This window comes from Streptomyces sp. S07_1.15 (genome assembly GCF_020739505.1).
Classification (GTDB): domain Bacteria; phylum Actinomycetota; class Actinomycetes; order Streptomycetales; family Streptomycetaceae; genus Streptomyces; species Streptomyces xinghaiensis.
On the sequence record NZ_JAJBZK010000001.1, the window covers coordinates 658,794 to 674,723 of the forward strand.

General features: G+C 74.6%; 16 protein-coding genes. 6 read left to right on the forward strand and 10 right to left on the reverse strand.

Annotated features, from left to right (window positions below; translation table 11 throughout):
• Window positions 1–28: 28 nt before the first annotated feature.
• From LIX60_RS02820 to LIX60_RS02830, 3 genes are all read left to right on the forward strand, one after another.
• The gene (locus LIX60_RS02820) at window positions 29–1,057 is read left to right on the forward strand and encodes a rod shape-determining protein (protein WP_227957040.1); all 1,029 of its coding nucleotides are present in this window, start codon (window positions 29–31) and stop codon (window positions 1,055–1,057) included.
• A gap of 115 nt (window positions 1,058–1,172) precedes the next feature.
• Window positions 1,173–2,081 carry a hypothetical protein gene (locus tag LIX60_RS02825; RefSeq protein WP_227957041.1) on the forward strand — a complete coding sequence of 303 codons (909 nt, stop codon included), beginning with the start codon at window positions 1,173–1,175 and terminating at the stop codon, window positions 2,079–2,081.
• A 250-nt stretch (window positions 2,082–2,331) separates the two neighbouring features.
• Complete coding sequence (locus LIX60_RS02830) at window positions 2,332–2,643, forward strand: hypothetical protein (protein ID WP_227957042.1); 312 nt, start codon at window positions 2,332–2,334, stop codon at window positions 2,641–2,643.
• 133 nt (window positions 2,644–2,776) lie between these two features.
• Here LIX60_RS02830 and LIX60_RS02835 read toward each other — a convergent pair whose 3' ends face one another.
• Together LIX60_RS02835 and LIX60_RS02840 are read right to left on the reverse strand one after the other, a co-directional pair.
• On the reverse strand, window positions 2,777–4,954 hold the full coding sequence (locus LIX60_RS02835; protein ID WP_227957043.1) for a bifunctional diguanylate cyclase/phosphodiesterase: 2,178 nt from the start codon (window positions 4,952–4,954) through the stop codon (window positions 2,777–2,779).
• The gene (locus LIX60_RS02840; protein ID WP_227957044.1) at window positions 4,951–5,763 is read right to left on the reverse strand and encodes an SAM-dependent methyltransferase; all 813 of its coding nucleotides are present in this window, start codon (window positions 5,761–5,763) and stop codon (window positions 4,951–4,953) included. The genes LIX60_RS02835 and LIX60_RS02840 overlap by 4 nt, the downstream gene beginning before the upstream one ends.
• 337 nt (window positions 5,764–6,100) lie before the next feature.
• On the opposite strand from LIX60_RS02840, the gene LIX60_RS02845 reads away from it, so the two are divergent.
• Entirely contained in the window at window positions 6,101–6,571 is a 471-nt protein-coding gene (locus tag LIX60_RS02845) for a universal stress protein (RefSeq protein WP_227957045.1), read from the forward strand.
• Window positions 6,572–6,654: 83 nt separating this feature from the next.
• On the opposite strand, the gene LIX60_RS02850 is transcribed toward LIX60_RS02845, so the two are convergent.
• Entirely contained in the window at window positions 6,655–7,245 is a 591-nt protein-coding gene (locus LIX60_RS02850) for a hypothetical protein (protein ID WP_227957046.1), read from the reverse strand.
• Window positions 7,246–7,281: 36 nt separating this feature from the next.
• On the opposite strand from LIX60_RS02850, the gene LIX60_RS02855 reads away from it, so the two are divergent.
• The gene (locus LIX60_RS02855; RefSeq protein ID WP_227957047.1) at window positions 7,282–8,040 is read left to right on the forward strand and encodes a response regulator transcription factor; all 759 of its coding nucleotides are present in this window, start codon (window positions 7,282–7,284) and stop codon (window positions 8,038–8,040) included.
• Window positions 8,037–9,506: a HAMP domain-containing sensor histidine kinase gene (locus LIX60_RS02860; protein WP_227957048.1), complete on the forward strand. Its 1,470-nt coding sequence runs from the start codon at window positions 8,037–8,039 to the stop codon at window positions 9,504–9,506. Before LIX60_RS02855 ends, LIX60_RS02860 begins: the two co-directional genes overlap by 4 nt.
• Before the next feature lie 124 nt (window positions 9,507–9,630).
• On the opposite strand, the gene LIX60_RS02865 is transcribed toward LIX60_RS02860, so the two are convergent.
• The 7 genes from LIX60_RS02865 to LIX60_RS02895 all read right to left on the reverse strand — a co-directional run bounded on the left by LIX60_RS02865 (window position 9,631) and on the right by LIX60_RS02895 (window position 15,825).
• Entirely contained in the window at window positions 9,631–10,404 is a 774-nt protein-coding gene (locus LIX60_RS02865; RefSeq protein WP_227957049.1) for a CAP domain-containing protein, read from the reverse strand.
• Window positions 10,405–10,727: 323 nt separating this feature from the next.
• Window positions 10,728–11,216, reverse strand: coding sequence for a GNAT family N-acetyltransferase (locus LIX60_RS02870; protein WP_227957050.1), 489 nt, complete (start codon window positions 11,214–11,216; stop codon window positions 10,728–10,730).
• A 94-nt stretch (window positions 11,217–11,310) separates the two neighbouring features.
• Entirely contained in the window at window positions 11,311–12,621 is a 1,311-nt protein-coding gene (locus tag LIX60_RS02875) for an NAD(P)/FAD-dependent oxidoreductase (protein ID WP_227957051.1), read from the reverse strand.
• A 142-nt stretch (window positions 12,622–12,763) separates the two neighbouring features.
• Complete coding sequence (locus tag LIX60_RS02880; RefSeq protein ID WP_227957052.1) at window positions 12,764–13,129, reverse strand: DUF6343 family protein; 366 nt, start codon at window positions 13,127–13,129, stop codon at window positions 12,764–12,766.
• Window positions 13,130–13,189: 60 nt separating this feature from the next.
• Window positions 13,190–13,636, reverse strand: coding sequence for a DUF2267 domain-containing protein (locus tag LIX60_RS02885; RefSeq protein ID WP_227957053.1), 447 nt, complete (start codon window positions 13,634–13,636; stop codon window positions 13,190–13,192).
• A gap of 159 nt (window positions 13,637–13,795) precedes the next feature.
• Entirely contained in the window at window positions 13,796–14,662 is an 867-nt protein-coding gene (locus tag LIX60_RS02890) for a glycosyltransferase family 2 protein (protein WP_374117953.1), read from the reverse strand.
• Window positions 14,663–14,916: 254 nt separating this feature from the next.
• Window positions 14,917–15,825: a glycosyltransferase family 2 protein gene (locus LIX60_RS02895; protein ID WP_227957054.1), complete on the reverse strand. Its 909-nt coding sequence runs from the start codon at window positions 15,823–15,825 to the stop codon at window positions 14,917–14,919.
• Window positions 15,826–15,930: the final 105 nt, after the last annotated feature.

The following is a 15,930-nucleotide window of genomic DNA, read 5'->3' on the forward strand; positions in this document are numbered from 1 at the left end:
CGAATCGTCCCGCAGGGGAGGACCCGACGTGCCCGTCAATATGGAAGAGATGCGCCGCTGCTCGGTCGCCGTGGACCTCGGCGCGTCGAGGACCCGGGTGTACGTCAAGGACACCGGCATCATCGTCGACGAGCCGAGCGTCGCCGCCGTCAACGTCCGCACCGGCGCACTCCTCGCCGTCGGCGAACTCGCCGAACGCATGACCGGGCGCACCCCCGACCACATCCGGGTGGTCCGCCCCGTGCAGGGCGGCACGGTCGTCAACGTCGACCTCGCCCGCCGCATGCTGCGCCACCTCATCGGGAGCAAACTGCGCCGCACCTGGATCCGCCGCCCCGGTATGCGGTTCGCCGCCTGTGTGCCGTACGACAGCGAACCCCTCGCCCAGCGCGCGCTGCACGAGACGCTCACCGCCGTCGGCGCCCGCCGGGTGGAGCTCGCCGACACCCTCATCTGCGCGGCCATCGGCTCCGGACTGCCGGTGGAGCACCCGGAGGCGGCGATGGTCGTGGTCTGCGGCGCGGGCACCACGCAGGTGGCGGTCCTGTCGCTCGGCTCGATCGTGGCCGCGGAGACCGTACCGGTCGGCGGCGACGCCATCGACTACGCCGTCATCGAGCACCTGCGCAGCCGCCACGAACTGCTGCTGCCCCACCCGGCCGTGCGCCCGCTGCGGATGATGCTGCACTCGGCGGACCCGGGCCCCGCCGTGGCCGAGGTGCACGGCCGCGACGTGACGACGGGACTGGCGCGGACCGTGACCGTGGACACCGAAAGCGTCCGGCAGGCCGTCGGCGGGCCGCTCACCGCCGTGCTGGACGCGATCCGCACCGTGCTCCGGCGCTGCCCGCCCGACCTCGTCGCGGACCTCTCCGAACGCGGCCTCGTCCTCGCCGGCGGCGGTGCCCTCCTGCCGGGACTCGACACGATGCTGAGCCGTGCGACCGGGATCCCGGTGCACACCGCCGAGGCCCCGGACACCTGTGCCGTGCGGGGGCTGGGCGCGATGATCGAGGGCAAGGTCGAGTCGATGCGCCTGGACCCGCTGGCCGGCTGACCGGCCCGCTCCGGCACGGCACACGCCCCCGGCGCGGGCGGCAACGCGGACGGCGACGCGGGCGGTGAAGCGGCGGTCCGTGCGGGGAACGGCCCGGGTGAGTGACAATCACCGGGTGCCGACGCCTCCGTATCCGTCCCTCGCCGCGCTCGACGCGCTCCTCGGCGCGCTGTCCGGCACCGGGGAAGCACGCCGGCGCCAGCTGAGCATGGTGCGAAGGGAGTTGGAGTCCGCTCTCCGGCAGGACGCACTGCCCGCACCGGCCCGGACCGGCCTGCGCCATCTCCTGGGCGAACAGGCCCTCGCCCCGTATCTGCGCCGGGCGGAGTCCGGCGCGCTGCGGCACCGCCTGATCGCCGGACGGCGCCCCCCGACCTCCGAGCACACCAACCAGACCCGGCTGGTCTGCCTCGACCTGCTGCGGGAAGCGGCCGGCCTCCCTTCTCTGCACCTGGCGGCCACCGGGGCCCCGGCGCTGCGGCCCGTCCCCGAACACGCCCAGCTCTCCGCGCTGCGCCGGCAGCTCGACCAGGACCTCGCCGGCCCGCTGTCCCCGGGGCGGACCCGGCTGACCGCCGTGCTCGCCCTGGTGCTGGACACGGCCGCGCGCTCCGGAGAACTGACCGGCCTGCGCACCACCCACCTGACCGGCGACCACGGCTCGGTGTATGTGGAGCGGCGCCCGCAGCACGGCACCACCGCGCCGGTCACGGGCGAGTGGCTGCCGCTGTCACCGCTCGCCCGCGCGGCTCTGGACCGCTGGCTGGCGGTCCGCGGGGAACTGGTCGCGTTCGCCCACGGCACCTCCCGCCTCTGGGTGTCCCTGCGCCCGAACCACGCCGGCCTCCCCGACGAGAACGGCAACACCGTGGGGCGGCCGGCCGGAATGCCGCTCGAGGAGAACGGGCTCATCACCTCCTACCGGCGCGGCCGCGCCCGCTACGGGCTGCAGCACCTGCTGCCGGAGAAACTGGAGCAACTGCGCCGCGCCGCCGAACAGCAGCGCGAGGCGCGTCCCGCGTAGCGGCGCCCCTCAGCCGGTCGCCGCCGTCCCGCGGCTGCGGGTTCTGCCGTTTCCGGTGGTGGAACGATGGGAGCCAAGGGCTTGTTATATGACTTTCTCATGGGCGCTGTGCCGCCTCCGGCCGCCGGGCACCTCGCCGGGATCGCCGCCCGAGGCAACCCGTCCGGGGTGTACGGCGGTCCTATCGGGCGCCGCTCCGGGGGAAGGGAACCCGGCGGCTCGTACCGGCCAGCGGGAAGGAGCATCGCCCATGGAGTTCGACCCCGGTCTCTGCCTGGACGTCCCGGAGGGTTTCGACGACTCGGACGCGGAGAGCCAGGTCCATCCGATGGCCAGGAAGCTGTTCTCCGCCACGACCGCCGCGGGAGTCTTCGGCAAGGCCCAGGAATGGGTGCGGGAGCACAACGTCCGTCTGGTGGACGTGTCCTGGGACTTCCTGTACGACGAGGACGAGCCCTACTGCCTGAACGTCTACTTCACCTTCGAGCTGGACCTCGAACAGGACCCCGGGGAGGGTCCTCGGCACGGCTCCGGGGACAACCCCGCGGAAGCCGCGCACTGACCGCCGGCCTGCTCCCCGTCCGCCGCCGGGGTCTCCCCCGGCGGACCGCGCGCAGCGGACGTCCCCCCGGGCGCGGCCCCGCGAGCCGTCCGGAGGATGGCCGGTTCACGCCCCCCGGGGAGCCCGCCGTGCCTCAGGTCGCGTCGGCCAGCGAGAGGGTGTGGAGCCGCTCGGGCGGACCGGGCCGGGCGTAGTACCAGCCCTGGGCGGTGTCGCAGCCGAGGACGCGCAGGTGTTCGGCCTGGACGCCGGTCTCGACGCCCTCCACGGTGACCGCGAGGTCGAGGGTGTGGGCGAGGGAGACGATGCCCTCCACGATCTTGATGTCGATGGGGTCGGCCGGATCCCGCTGCATGCCCCGGGTGAAGGACCGGTCGAGTTTGAGGGTGCTGAGCGGCATCCGGCGGAGGTTGGAGAGGTTGGAGTAGCCGGTGCCGAAGTCGTCGAGGGCGATGTCGACACCGAGGTCGGCCAGTTCGCGCAGCGGCTTCAGCAGGGTCTCGTCGGCGCCGATCAGCGCGCTCTCGGTGACCTCCAGGCAGAGCGAGGACGGCTCCAGGCCGGCCTCCTTGAGCACCTCCACCGTGTCCCGGACGAGATGCGGATGGTGGAGCTGGCAGGGCGACAGGTTGACGTTGACCCGCAGCGCCTTGCCGTCGATGTGCTGGAACTGCCAGTCGCGGGCCTGCCGTACGGCCTCCTCCAGCACCCAGCGGCCGAGCGGCACGATCAGGCCGGTGTTCTCCGCGAGGGGGATGAACTGGTCCGGTCCCAGCACCCCGCGCAGCGGATGGGACCAGCGGACGAGGGCCTCCGCGCCGTGCACCTGGCCGTCGCTGAGCCGGACCAGCGGCTGGTACTCGATGAAGAACTCGCCGCGCTGGAGCGCCATCGGCAGGCTGTTGGTGAGGCCGTGACGGGTGATGACCCGGGTGTCGGCCTCCGGGTCGGCGTGCTCGTAGCGGTTGCCGCCCGCGGCCTTGGCCCGGTACATGGTGATGTCGGCGCTGCGCAGCACTTCGGCGGCGCCGAGCTTGCCCGCCGGGCCGTCCACGATGCCGATGCTGCCCCGTACGGTCAGTTCCTTGCCGGCGATGGACACCGGGGTGGACAGGGCGTCGAGGATGCGTTCGGCGAAGTCGGTGACGTCCTTCTGCTCGGGCGGGTCGGTGATCAGGGCCACGAACTCGTCGCCGCCGATCCGTGCCACGAGCTGGCCGGGGGAGGTGACGCACGATTGCAGCCGGTCGGCGACGGCGACCAGCAGCTGGTCGCCGACGGCGTGGCCGAGGTGGTCGTTGACCGCCTTGAAGCCGTCCAGGTCCAGGTAGCAGAGGCCGAAGCGGGCGGTGCCGCCGCGGGCGGCGACCGCGGATTCCAGCCGTTCGAAGAAGAAGGTCCGGTTGGGGAGTCCGGTGAGGGCGTCGTGCGTCGCCTCATAGCGGAGGCGGAGGTTGAGCAGCCGGCGCTCGGTGATGTCCTCCATCAGCGCGAGCATGTAGCGGGGGGTGCCGTCCCGGTCGCGGAGGAGGGAGACCGTGAGGTTGGTCCACAGGACGGTGCCGTCATTGCGGTAGTACGGCTTGTCGACGCGGAAGTGGTCGCGTTCCCCGCGCATGAGTTCGGCCAGCATCCGCCAGACGCCCGGGCTGTCCTCGGGGTGGGTCCAGTCGGTCACCCGGCGGCTGCGCACATGGTGCTCCAGACCGCCGAACATCCGGGTCATGCTCTCGTTGATGTCGACGACCCGGCCGTCCATGTCGGCGATGCCGATGCCGATGGCGGCGCCCTCGAACACCGCCCGGAACCTCGCCTCGCTGCGGTGCAGGGCCTGTTCGGCGTCGGCCTGGGCGCGCAGCGCGGCGCGGGACATGGCCTCCTGCTCGGAGCGGGTCCGCTCGCGCAGGGCCTCGGCGAATCCGGCGGCGACGGCGTGCTGGAGCCGGGTGCAGCGGGCCCGGAGCTGCTCCACCGGCTGCGGTTCCTCGGGCGGGCAGTAGAGCGTCAGATAGGAATCGATCACGCCCAGCGTGTGCGGCAGGCTCCCGGGGTCGGTGCAGTGCGCCGCGACGAGCGCGGCCCCGACCTCCAGCCCCGCGCTCGGGTCGAACGGCCGGGTCCGCAGGGCGGCGGCCAGCCGCCGGGCCTGCGGGATCAGATGCTGTTCGAACTCGGCGCGGGTCATGGACGTGGCCGTGGCCGGGTAGATGGCCCGGCTCCAGATCGCGGCGAACCGTCTCAGTCTGTCGTCGGGCCCGTCCTCGGAACCGTCTGGGCCGGGGGCCCCGGGCCCGGGCGGCCGGGCCGTCACGCCTTGCGCCCCACGCCGGCGAACCCGGTGTAGACCACGGGGTCCTCCTGCTCACCGGGGGTGTCGGGCCGCCAGTCGGGCATCGAGACGAGGCCCGGCTCGACCATCTCGAAGCCGTCGAAGAACGGGGCGACCTCCCGGCGCGACCGCATGACCAGCGGGGAGGTCGCCTGCTGGTAGACCCCTTCCACTCCGTCGCCCTGGCGGGGCGTCAGGGGGCCGCCCTCCGTGGACGCGTGGGTGAGCGCCATCAGGCTGCCCGGCGGCAGCGCGTCGCGCAGTTCCGCGACGATGCGCCGCGGTTCGTCGTCGTCGGTCAGGAAGTGCAGGACGGCGACGAGGAGCAGCGCCACCGGTTTCCCGAAGTCGAGCATTCTCCCGGCCTCGGGACTGGACAGGATGGCCGCCGGCTCGCGCAGGTCCGCCGCGGTGATGACCGCGGACTCGTTGCCCTCCAGCACCGCCCGGCTGTGCGCCACGGCCACCGGGTCGTTGTCGACGTACACGACCTTCGCCTCCGGGGCCGCCGCCTGGGCGACTTCGTGGACGTTGCCGAAGGTCGGTATGCCGGAGCCTATGTCGAGGAACTGGGTGATGCCCTGTCCCACCGCGTACCGTACGACCCGCCGCATGAAGGCACGATTCGCCTGCATGATCTTGGGCAGGCCCGGCATGATCTCCATCGCCCTGCGCGCCGCCTCCCGGTCGGCCTCGAAGTTGTGCGAGCCGCCCAGGTAGAAGTCGTAGATCCGGGACACGCTCGGCACGGAAAGGTCGATGCCCTGGGGGGCCCAGGAGGGTCGCTCCATCGGTGGTCTCCAACTGTCGGCCAGGAGGGTCCGGCCATTTTTATGCCGGTGTATGCGCCTGAGGCTACTGATCGCTCCTCATCAGGGGAACCTCAAACGGAAATCTGCGATCCGTTCTGGTCACAAACCATGGGCATGTGCGCCGCGTTCCGGGAGTTGAGCCCCACGCGTCCCGCCCGTTCATTCAATACGGCCGAAGGACACGGCAACTGAGGGCACATCAGGCCGGATCGGGCATCGGATTCACGCCATGCGCCCCTCCCCCCGGATGTCCGGTGCGCGCCGGTCCGCCGGTCCGCGGGCGCGGTAAGCTGTCGGCGTCTATGGCCTCAGCCGCATGGAGCAGAAGGAGGGACGGGTGCCCGCGCCCTTCGAGCGCGGAACGGACGGCCCCAAGGTGATCGTCGCCGGGCTGGACGCTTCCGACTCCTCCTGGCGGGCCACCGCCTATGCCGCGGGGCTGGCCCGGCGGCAGAACGCCCTGCTCGCGGTCGTCCACGTCCAGCCGCTGCTGGTGGCCGGAGCCGCGCTGGGCGCCCCCACGGCGGCGATCACCGCCGACGCCGCCGAGGAGCTGGAGCGGGAGGCCCGCTCGGCGATCGGCCGGATGCCGGAGGCCGGCGGTCTGCGCTGGGAGTTCCACACCTTCCACGGTGACCCGTACACCGTGCTGGCCGAGGCGGCGGACGGGCTGAAGGCCGACGCCGTGGTCGTCGGCGCCTCCGAGCGTGCCGGGCACCGCCTGGCCGGCTCGGTCGCGGTGCGGCTGGTCAAGGCGGGCCACTGGCCGGTCACCGTGGTGCCGTAGGGCCGGTCCGGCCCGCCCCGCCGGGTCCCCGGCACCCGGCCCCGCCGCGGCGGTCACCCGGCCCCGGTCACCGGGTCACCGGGTCACCAGGAGGTCTCCTTGATCGTCGCCTTGTTCTGAGGCGTGGTGGTGGCGGTGATCTCCGACTCCCTCCGCTGCCCGGAGAACGTCACGGTCAGCACCGTCCGCTCGCGCTGCTCGGTCCGGACGGTGAAGCCCCGGACCGGAACGGCCGAGACCAGGCACACCCCGCGGTCGCCGAAACGGACCGTCGCCTGTCCCCCGGCCGACTCGATGGTGTGCACACCCGCCCCGCCCTCGCAGTCCGTGAAGGCGCCGGGACCACTCGGCGGCGCGGAGGTCGCCGGCGGCGGTGCGGTGCTCCGGCTCGGCCGGGGGGTCGCCCGGGGGGACGGCTTCCGGGTGGTCGCGGCACGGGACGGGGAGGCCGTGGGCGTGGGAGTGGCGGTGCGCTTGCCGCGGGACGGCCCGGGCTCGGCGCTCGGGCTCGGGGGGCGGCTCGTGGAGGAGGTGAAGACCGTCGGCGCCGACCGCGCCACCAGCGGCTTGGGCCGGGTCGACCCCACCACGAAGTGCACGGTCAGCAGCACCGCCGTCACGCTGACGGCGGTGCAGGAGAGCCACAGGAGGAGATAGCGGAGGTAGCGGGGCACGACACCATGGTGACGTACGGGATACCGTGCAGAGCCATGGCTTCCGTCCTGGTCGTCGAGGACGACCCCGTCATACGCACCGCGCTCATCGAGGTGCTCTCCGCGCACGGCCATGTGGTGCACAGCGCCGCCGCGGGCTTCGAGGCGCTGCGGGAGATCACCGCCCGGCCGCCGGACGTCGTCGTGCTCGACCTCGGGCTGCCGGACCTGGACGGCACCGACGTGCTGCGGATGATGCGGGGGATCTCCCGGGTGCCGGTGGTCGTCGCCACGGCCCGGGACGACGACGCCGAGGTCGTCAAGCTGCTCAACGCGGGAGCCGACGACTATCTGGTCAAGCCCTTCTCCGGCGAGCAGCTCGCCGCCCGGATCGGCGCGGTGCTGCGCCGTACCGCTCCCCCGGCCGCCGCGCTCCCCTCCCCCGGCTCCGACGCGGCCGGAGGGCTCCCGGGCGGGCTTCCCGGCGGCCCGGCGGCCGGCGGGGCCGCGGCGCGCACGGTACGGGTGGGTGACCTGGTGGTCGACCCGCCGGCCCGTACGGCCCGGCTGGCGGGGCGGGAGCTGCGGCTCACCCGGCGCGAGTTCGATCTGCTGGCCTATCTGGCGGCCCACGCCGACCAGGTCGTCTCCCGGCGCCGCATCCTCGCCGACGTCTGGCGGCAGCCGTATGTGGAGGACCAGACCATAGACGTCCATCTCTCCGCACTCCGCCGCAAACTGGGCGAACGGGCCTCGCAGCCACGCTATCTGCACACGGTGCGCGGCATCGGGATCAAGCTGGTGGCCCCGCGATGAGACGGGCCCTGGCCGGTGTCGCGCTGGCGGTGACGTCCATGGTGGCGCTCTCCTTCCTGATCCCGCTGGCGCTCCTGGTGCAGTCCGAGGCGCGGGCCCGCTCCACGACGGAGGCGGAACAGCGGGCCTCGGCCCTGGCTCCCGTGCTGGCGCTGACCACCCGCTCCCGCGATGTGCAGCAGGCCGTCTCGGGCCTGGACTCGGAGCGGCGGCTGGCGGTCCATCTGCCGGACGGCGAGGTGATCGGGGACCGGCACGCGCCGGCGTCCGCGCTGGCGCGTGCCGAGCGGGAGCGGGAGACGCTCGCCATGGACACCGACGACGGCTGGGTGTACCTGCAGCCGGTGATCCTCGCCGGGGACCGGGTCGCGGTCGTGGAGTCCTTCGTGCCGCGTTCCGCGCTCACCCGCGGCGTGGTGCTGTCCTGGGGGGTGATGTCGCTGCTGGCGGTGGGGCTGGTGGCGGGCTCGGTGCTGGTCGCCGACCGGCTGGGCGCCCGCGTCGTCCGGTCCTCCCGGGAGCTGTCCCGGGCCTCGAACGCGCTCGGCGAGGGGGACCTCGGCATCCGGGTGGAACCGGCCGGGCCGCCGGAGCTGAAGGAGGCGGGGCGGGCGTTCAACTCGATGGCGGACCGGGTGGTCGGGCTGCTGGCGACGGAGCGGGAGCTGGTGGCGGATCTGTCGCACCGGCTCCGCACCCCGCTGACGGCGCTCCGGCTGGAGGCGGAGCGGATGGGTTCGGCCCCGGGATCGGAGCGGCTGACGGCCGCGATCACGCATCTGCAGACCGAGATCGACTCGATCATCTCCGCCGCGCGCAGCCCGCTGGCGGTGGGGCCGCCGGGCGGCGGGGCGGCGGACGGTGGCGGGGACCCGAACGGAGACCCGAACGGAGACGGTGACGGGGGCGCAAGCGGGGACGGGGCCGCCGGGAGCCGCTGCGAGGTGTCCGGTGTGGTGCGGCGGCGGGTGGAGTTCTGGGCGGTCCTCGCCGGTCAGCAGGGCCGGCCCTGCGGGCTGGAGGTCACCGACGAGCCGACTCCGGTGCGGCTGCCGTACGACGATCTGGCGGCGGTCGTGGACGCGCTGATCGGCAATGTCTTCCAGCACACGCCGGAGGGGACGGCGTTCGCGGTGGAGGTGGAACGGACCGCGGGGTCGGTGGTCCTCTGCGTGGACGACGCGGGCCCCGGCATCGCGGACCCGGATCTGGCCCTGGAGCGCGGGGTGAGCGTCGGCGGCTCGACGGGCCTGGGGCTGGACATCGCGCTCCGGGCGGCACGGACGACACGCGGTGACCTCACGATCGGCCGCGGCCCGCTGGGCGGTGCCCGGGTGCGGGTCGAGCTCGGCCTGGCGGCCGCCGTGCCGCCGGCGGGCACGCCGTCCCGGGCCTCGCGGGCCGTCCGCGCGGCGGCGCGGCGGGGGAAGCGGACGACCCCGGACCGGGGCGGGCCGGCCGGCTGAGGCCCGCGGCCGGACGGCCCGCGCGGCGTACGCGGCGCGGGCCGTGCGCGGGACCGGGACGGTGCGGCGGCCGCCGGGAGGACATCGGGCCGGAGGACGCCGCCCCCGGGGTTGGGCGGCCCCGTCAGCGGCCGGTGGCGAAGACCTGGGTCCACCAGGGGCCGCCGCTCTCGTGGACACCGAGGCCCATTTCCTTGAAGTCGCAGTTGAGGATGTTCGCCCGGTGGCCTTCGCTGTTCATCCAGCCGTCCATGACGGCGGCCGCGTCCGGCTGGCCCTTCGCTATGTTCTCGCCGACGGCGGACCAGGTGTAGCCCTCGCGTTCGACGCGCTGGGCGACGGTCGACCCGTCGGTGCCGGTGTGCGAGAAGTTCCCGCTGGACGCCATGGCGCTGCTGTACTTCTCGGCGGCGCTGTCCAGCCGTTCGTCGGCGCTCACCGGCCCGCAGCCGGCGCTCGCGCGGGCTTTGTTGACGAGGCTCAGGACCTCTCCGGCGACGCCGGTCGCGGCCGTCTCCGGGGCCTTGGCGGGCTGCTCGGCGGTCTTCGCGGGCTCCGGCGCCCGGGTGGGGGTGCTCTTCCGCACGGTCTGCCGGTCCGCCTTCGCCGTCGTACGGTCCGGCCGCGGGGCGGCGGTGCTCTTGCTCTTCTCCGCCTTCGGCGACGGGCTGCGCCGGGTGGCGGACGGGGAGGGGGACGCCGTCGTCTCCCCGGCCGTGGGGGATGCCGGGGAGGCGTCGCTCCCGGCCGCGGACCGGGGCTCGGAGGCCACGGTCGCGGGGCCGTCGTCGTCCAGGGCGAGTCCCGCGCCGACGCCCGCCATGACCGTGAGCGCGCCGGTCGCCAGGGCGATGGGGCGCAGCGGTACGGAACGGCGCTTGCGGTGGCGGGATCTCATGGGGGGAACCTCCGGACCTGTTGTCCGGACGGCCCGCGCTCGCGTGCGCGGGCCGTACGGACCGGGACCGCCGGCGGTGACCTCGCCGACGCGTTCCCGACCCTAGGGCCCCGGTCGCGCGCAATCGCTCAGAGGAGCGATTCTTAAAGTACCCATAAGGAAACGCTCAAGGAGCGCTTGGAGAACCCGTGCTCCGCACAACCGTTCCCTTACGGAGAGTGATGAACCGCCGGTCGGACGAGGCTCCCCCAGCGCGGTGAACTGTGCGCCCGGGCACGCCCGTTCGCCGGAAAACGGGGTTCACGGCGGGGCCCGTTCCGCGGTCAGAGGCGGCGGTGCATGATGTGCAGCCCCACATAGCCCTTCACGGGATGGTGGAAGCCCTCGGGCAGGGTGCCCAGAATCTCGAAGCCCAGGGACCGCCAGAGCGCGACGGCCCGGGTGTTGCTCTCCACCACGGCGTTGAACTGCATCGCCCGGTAGCCCTCGGCGCGCGCCCACGCGATCACGTGTTCGCCGAGCGCGCGGCCCACACCCCGCCCGGCCGCCGCCGGGTCGACCATGAAGCTGGCACCGGCGATGTGCGAGGCGCCGCCCATGTGGTTGGGGTTCGTCTTGGCGGTGCCGAGGACGGCGCCGTCCTCGTCCACGGCCACGACGGTGCGGCCCGGCGGCCGGAGCATCCAGAGCTCGCGGGCCGCCGCCTCGTCGAGGTCGCGGGGGTAGGTGTAGGTCTCCCCCGCGGCGACGATCTCGCGCAGGAACGGCCAGATGGCGGGCCAGTCGTCCGGGGTGGCTTCTCTGATGTGCATGGACGCCATCATCACGCGGCGGCGCCCCGGACGGCGACCGCGTTTCCGTGCGCGGCGGCCGCCCGGGGCGCCGGAGGCGCCGGGCCGGACCCGGTCAGGCGTAGGTCCGTACCGGGAGTTCGGGCGAGGAGTTCTCCAGCGGCACCGCGTCGGAGCGGACCAGACCCATCTGCACCGCCTGCCGCGACAGGGCCGCGTCCAGCAGCCAGTCGGCGCCGGTACGGACCCGGTTGCCCGGCATCGCGGCCAGATGGTAGCCACGGGTGACGGCCTTGGCGACGGGCCCGGACAGCGGTACCCGGAGCGGGTTGGCCGCCGCCTGGAAACCGCCCAGGTCCACCACGAAGCCCAGGTCGCGGTGGCGGTACGGGCTGCGTTCGCCCTTGCCATAGGAGGCCGCGATGTTCTGCGCGGCGGTCTTCCCCTGCCGCCAGGCGTGCTGGGCGGTCATCGGGGTGATCTCGCCGGGCTGGGTGAGGTCGGGCACGGCCGCGGCGTCACCGCAGGCGAACACCTCGGGGTGGCCGGGGACGTTGAGGTACTCGTCGACACAGAGCCGCCCCTTCTCGGTGGGCAGGCCGAGATCGCCGACGAGCGGGTCGGGCCGGACGCCGACGCACCAGATCAGCGAGTGGGTCGGGACGAAGCGGTCGTCGGTGAGGCGCACGCCCTCCTTGGTGGCCTCGGCGACCGAGACGCCCATGGCGACCTCGACCCCCCGCCGCGTCAGCACCCGCTCCGCCGTCCCGGCCATGTGCCCGGGCAGTCCGGGCAGCACCCGCGGGGCGATGTCCAGGAGCATCCAGCGGGGCGGTTCGCGGTCGCGCAGCGAGGGCTGGTGCCGTGCGAGTTCGTCGGTGAACAGCTTGCCGTGGGAGGCGACCTCGGTACCGGTGTAGCCGGCGCCGACCACCACGAAGGTGCAGCGCGCGTCCCGTTCGGCGGGGTCGTCGGTGACGTCGGCCAGTTCGATCTGGCGGGTCATGTGATCGCGCAGATAGAGCGCCTCGGGCATACCGCGGAAGCCGTGCGCGTGTTCGGTGACCCCCGGGATCGGCAGCAGCTTGTTGACGCTGCCCGCGGAGAGCACGAGCCGGTCGTACGAGACCTCGCGGCGGTTGCCCTCCGGGTCGACCAGGCCGACCCGGCGCCCGTCCAGATCGACGTGGTCGGCCTCGCCGAGCATGAGCCGTACGTCCGGCAGCGTGCCCGGGATGGACACCGAGATCCGGCGCGGTTCGAGGATGCCGGTCGCCACTTCCGGCAGCAGCGGTACGTAGAGGAAGTAGTCGTGCGGGTTGACCAGCACGATCTCCGCCGCCCCCTTGGCGAGGCGGGAGAGCGTACGGGCGGTCTGGTAACCGGCGAAGCCGGCTCCGACGATGACGATGCGCGGTCGGCTCATGGTGGCGTCCAGTTCGCTTCCTGCTCGGCGTCACGGTTCGTCCTGCTCTGTTGCCTGCGGGTTCCCCCGACGGGCGGGGCGAATCCCCGCACGGCCGCGGCGGGGAGCCGGGCCCCGCGGCGCCGGCGGGGGCCCGGCCCGCTCAGCCCCGGTGCCGGCCGTTCCGCTCGCGCCGCCGCCGGCGCACCACGACCAGCAGGTCGAGCGCCGCGAGGACGGCGAGGACGGCGCAGATGCCGGCGATCAGGGCCAGCGACCCGCTGCTGGGCGTGGAGTCGGCATCGGCCGACGCCGACCAGAGGGCGAACAGGATCGCGCCGGCGAGGAAGAGCGGGGTGTAGACGGCGGCCAGCAGCAGCCGCAGGCCGAGCGCGCTGCGCGCCGTGACGGGTTCCTCGCCGGTGCGCTCCCAGCGCCGGCCGACGACACCGGAGCGGGACCGGGGCACCGGGCCCCCGTCCTCCGGACCCTGCCGGGTGCGGCCGCGGCCGCGGTCCTCCTGAGGCATGGTTCCTCCGTACGTTGTAGGGCGGCCCGGGAGGGCCGGCGGGTCCGGCCGGGACGGGGGTCAGCCCCGGGGGCCGCTCTCCCCGGCCCGCGCCTCGGGCAGCAGTTCGCCGATGTCGCGCGGGAGGACCGCCGTCAGCTTGTGCATCAGCTCCGGGCTGACGGCCGCGTCGAGCACCTCCAGGACAGCCGCCGCCTCCCGCAGCGCCTCCTCCTCGGAGTGCCCGCTGCGCCAGGCGACCCGCCCCGCGAACGAGGTGATGTCGAAGCGCTCGCCGTGGTCGCGGCTGTACTCGCGCTGCCGGGGCGCGGCCTCGTGCGCGGCGGTGATCCGCCGCACGGCCTCGGCGGCCCCTTCCGGGAACTGTGCCGCAAGGTGGTCGGCCAGCCCGTCCGGCACCCGTTCGGCAAGCGTTTCCAGGGTGGCCCCGAGGGCCCGCTCGGCCGACTGCCGGTCCGGGAGCCGGGCACTGGCCTGCACCTTTCCGGTGAGTTCTTCGTAGCGCATGGTGAGCACCGCCTTGTGACGATTCCTGAGGGTTCCGCGGCCCCGCGGACCGGAGCCGCTCACTCCTGTCCGGGTGACCGCCGCGGGCCCTTCCGTAACCCGTCCGGGGCGACCGGTCCGGCCCGGCCGGGGTCCGGCGGGGCCGGACCCCGGCCGGGCTCAGCCGACGTAGCGGCGGGCCGTGGAACGGCGCTGCTCCTCCTCCAGCAGGCGCAGTCCGCTCTCCACGGCCTCCGGTACGGTCCGCCGCTCGCGCAGGACCCACGGCAGCCCGGCGAGCGCCAGCCCGAACGCGCGCAGGGAGGGCCGGTCGCGCGGGACGGTCCGGGCCAGCTGGAGAGTGCGGCGCGCCGCGGCCGGCCAGGGCCGCCGGAGCCAGGAGAACCAGAGGGTGTTGCGGAGGCCGTCCACCCGGCGGCCGGTCGCGTCCCGCGCCGTGGACGGCGCGTGGTGGACGGTGGCCCGCTCGGCGTAGACGAGCCACCAGCCGCGGGCGGCCAGATCGGTGGCGAGCAGCTCCTCCTCGCCGCCGAGCCACAGCCGGGGCGAGAAGCCGCCTGCCGCGCGGAAGGCGTCGGTGCGGAGGGTGGTGGCGGCGGCGAGGAAGGAGCCGAGGGCGGGGCCGGGCAGCCAGTCCGGTCCGTCGAGGGGCGAGTCGCGCAGCTCGGCGACGATCGGGTCCTCGGTGCCGGCGGGTTCGACGACGATACGCGCCGTGACCCCGGCCAGCCCCGGGTGGGCGTCGAGGAGGTCCGCCGAGGCGGCGAGCGAGCCGGGGGCCCACCAGGAGTCGTCGTCGCAGAAGGCGACATAGGGGGTGCCGACCTCGCGCACCGCCAGATTGCGGCCCACCGCGCCCAGATTGCGCCCGGGGCGCAGCAGCCGTACCCAGGGGTGCTCCCGGGCGACGGCGCCGGCCGTGCCGTCCGTGGAACCGTTGTCGACGACGATGACCGGCGGCTCCTCGGGGAGCGCGGCCAGCCGGGCGAGGGTGTGCAGCAGTTCGTCCCGCCGGTCGCGGGTGATGACGACGACGGTGGTGCGCCGGTCGGCCCCGCGCCCGGGACGACGGCCGGACCGGGCACGGCCCGCGGTGCCCGGGGTCCCGCTCACGGCGTCCGGGGCCCCTCCGCCCGGCGCGCCGGGCGCGGTCTCCCCGCCCGCCGTGCCCTGGCGGGTGCCGCTCCGGCCTTCCGGTCCGGGCGGGGACGCCGGGGGCACCGCGGGCCGGCCGCCGTGGTGCGGGGTGTCCGGGGCGCCGGGGGTGGCGCGGTCGCGGGTCACGAGGCTCGCTGCCCCTCCAGCCGCCGGACGGCGCGCTCCAGGTACGGCGGCAGCGGATCACGGAACCGGAGGGAGGCGGGGAGCCGGGCGAGGGCGCCGCTCAGCGCCTCCCGTGCGGAGATGTCGGAGCGGGCCGCGACGGCGAGCCGGGCCGTGCGCCGCAGGGCCGTCGGCAGCGGGCGGCGCAGCCACGCGGTCAGCAGTTCGTTGCGGAGCACCCGGGCGCGGCGGCCGGCGCGCGGACCGCCGGCCGGGTGGTGGTGGGCCACCACCTCGGGGCAGTACGCCACCCCCCAGCCGCGGGCCGCCAGATCGTAGGCGAGCAGGGTCTCCTCGCCGCCGAAGAACAGCACCGGGTGGTAACCGCCGGCGTCGAGGTAGGCCTCCCGCCGGGTGACGGCGGCGCAGCCGAGGTAGCCGAGCACCTGCGGGCCGGGCAGGTCGTGGACGCGGCCCAGCGGGGAGGCGGCCAGGACGTCGTTGAGCGGGTCGGGTTCCTCGTCCGGCCCGACGAGGGTGCCGGCGGCGATCAGGCCGAGCCGGGGATGCGCGTCCAGGATGCGGGCGGCGCGGGCGAGGGAGCCCGGGCGCCACCAGGAGTCGTCGTCGCTGAAGGCCACATAGGGCGTGTCCAGGGCGCGTACCCCGTCGTTGCGGGCGAGGGCGCCGCGGTTGACCGCCAGCGGCAGCGTCCGGACCTCCGGGAAGCGCTCGGCGACCATGGCCAGGGTGTGGTCGGTGGAGGCGTTGTCCACGACCACGATCTCCGGGCGTTCCGGCAGGTCGAGCAGGTTCCGCAGGGTCACGGCGAGGGAGTCGGCCCGGTTGCGGGTGGCGATCACCACGCCCACCGCGGGGGTGGCCGCGGTGCCCTCCGCCCCGTCTCCGGCGGTGGCTTGCGTCATCCCTGCCGTCCTTCCTTCCGTCGGGGCCGCGTCCGGCACCTCCCCGCGTACCCCCGTTCCGTCACCGGACACGGCGGGCGGGCGTACCCGACCGGACCGGACCGG

Excerpts from the sequence above, each read along its gene's own strand:
- LIX60_RS02885 (WP_227957053.1), bottom strand. The coding sequence starts at position 13,636 with ATGCGCTACGAAGAACTCACCGGAAAGGTGCAGGCCAGTGCCCGGCTC.
- LIX60_RS02875 (WP_227957051.1), bottom strand. The coding sequence starts at position 12,621 with ATGAGCCGACCGCGCATCGTCATCGTCGGAGCCGGCTTCGCCGGTTAC.
- LIX60_RS02860 (WP_227957048.1), top strand. The coding sequence starts at position 8,037 with ATGAGACGGGCCCTGGCCGGTGTCGCGCTGGCGGTGACGTCCATGGTG.
- LIX60_RS02880 (WP_227957052.1), bottom strand. The coding sequence starts at position 13,129 with ATGCCTCAGGAGGACCGCGGCCGCGGCCGCACCCGGCAGGGTCCGGAG.
- LIX60_RS02845 (WP_227957045.1), top strand. The coding sequence starts at position 6,101 with ATGGAGCAGAAGGAGGGACGGGTGCCCGCGCCCTTCGAGCGCGGAACG.
- LIX60_RS02895 (WP_227957054.1), bottom strand. The coding sequence starts at position 15,825 with ATGACGCAAGCCACCGCCGGAGACGGGGCGGAGGGCACCGCGGCCACC.
- LIX60_RS02840 (WP_227957044.1), bottom strand. The coding sequence starts at position 5,763 with ATGGAGCGACCCTCCTGGGCCCCCCAGGGCATCGACCTTTCCGTGCCG.
- LIX60_RS02870 (WP_227957050.1), bottom strand. The coding sequence starts at position 11,216 with ATGCACATCAGAGAAGCCACCCCGGACGACTGGCCCGCCATCTGGCCG.
- LIX60_RS02865 (WP_227957049.1), bottom strand. The coding sequence starts at position 10,404 with ATGAGATCCCGCCACCGCAAGCGCCGTTCCGTACCGCTGCGCCCCATC.
- LIX60_RS02830 (WP_227957042.1), top strand. The coding sequence starts at position 2,332 with ATGGAGTTCGACCCCGGTCTCTGCCTGGACGTCCCGGAGGGTTTCGAC.
- LIX60_RS02855 (WP_227957047.1), top strand. The coding sequence starts at position 7,282 with ATGGCTTCCGTCCTGGTCGTCGAGGACGACCCCGTCATACGCACCGCG.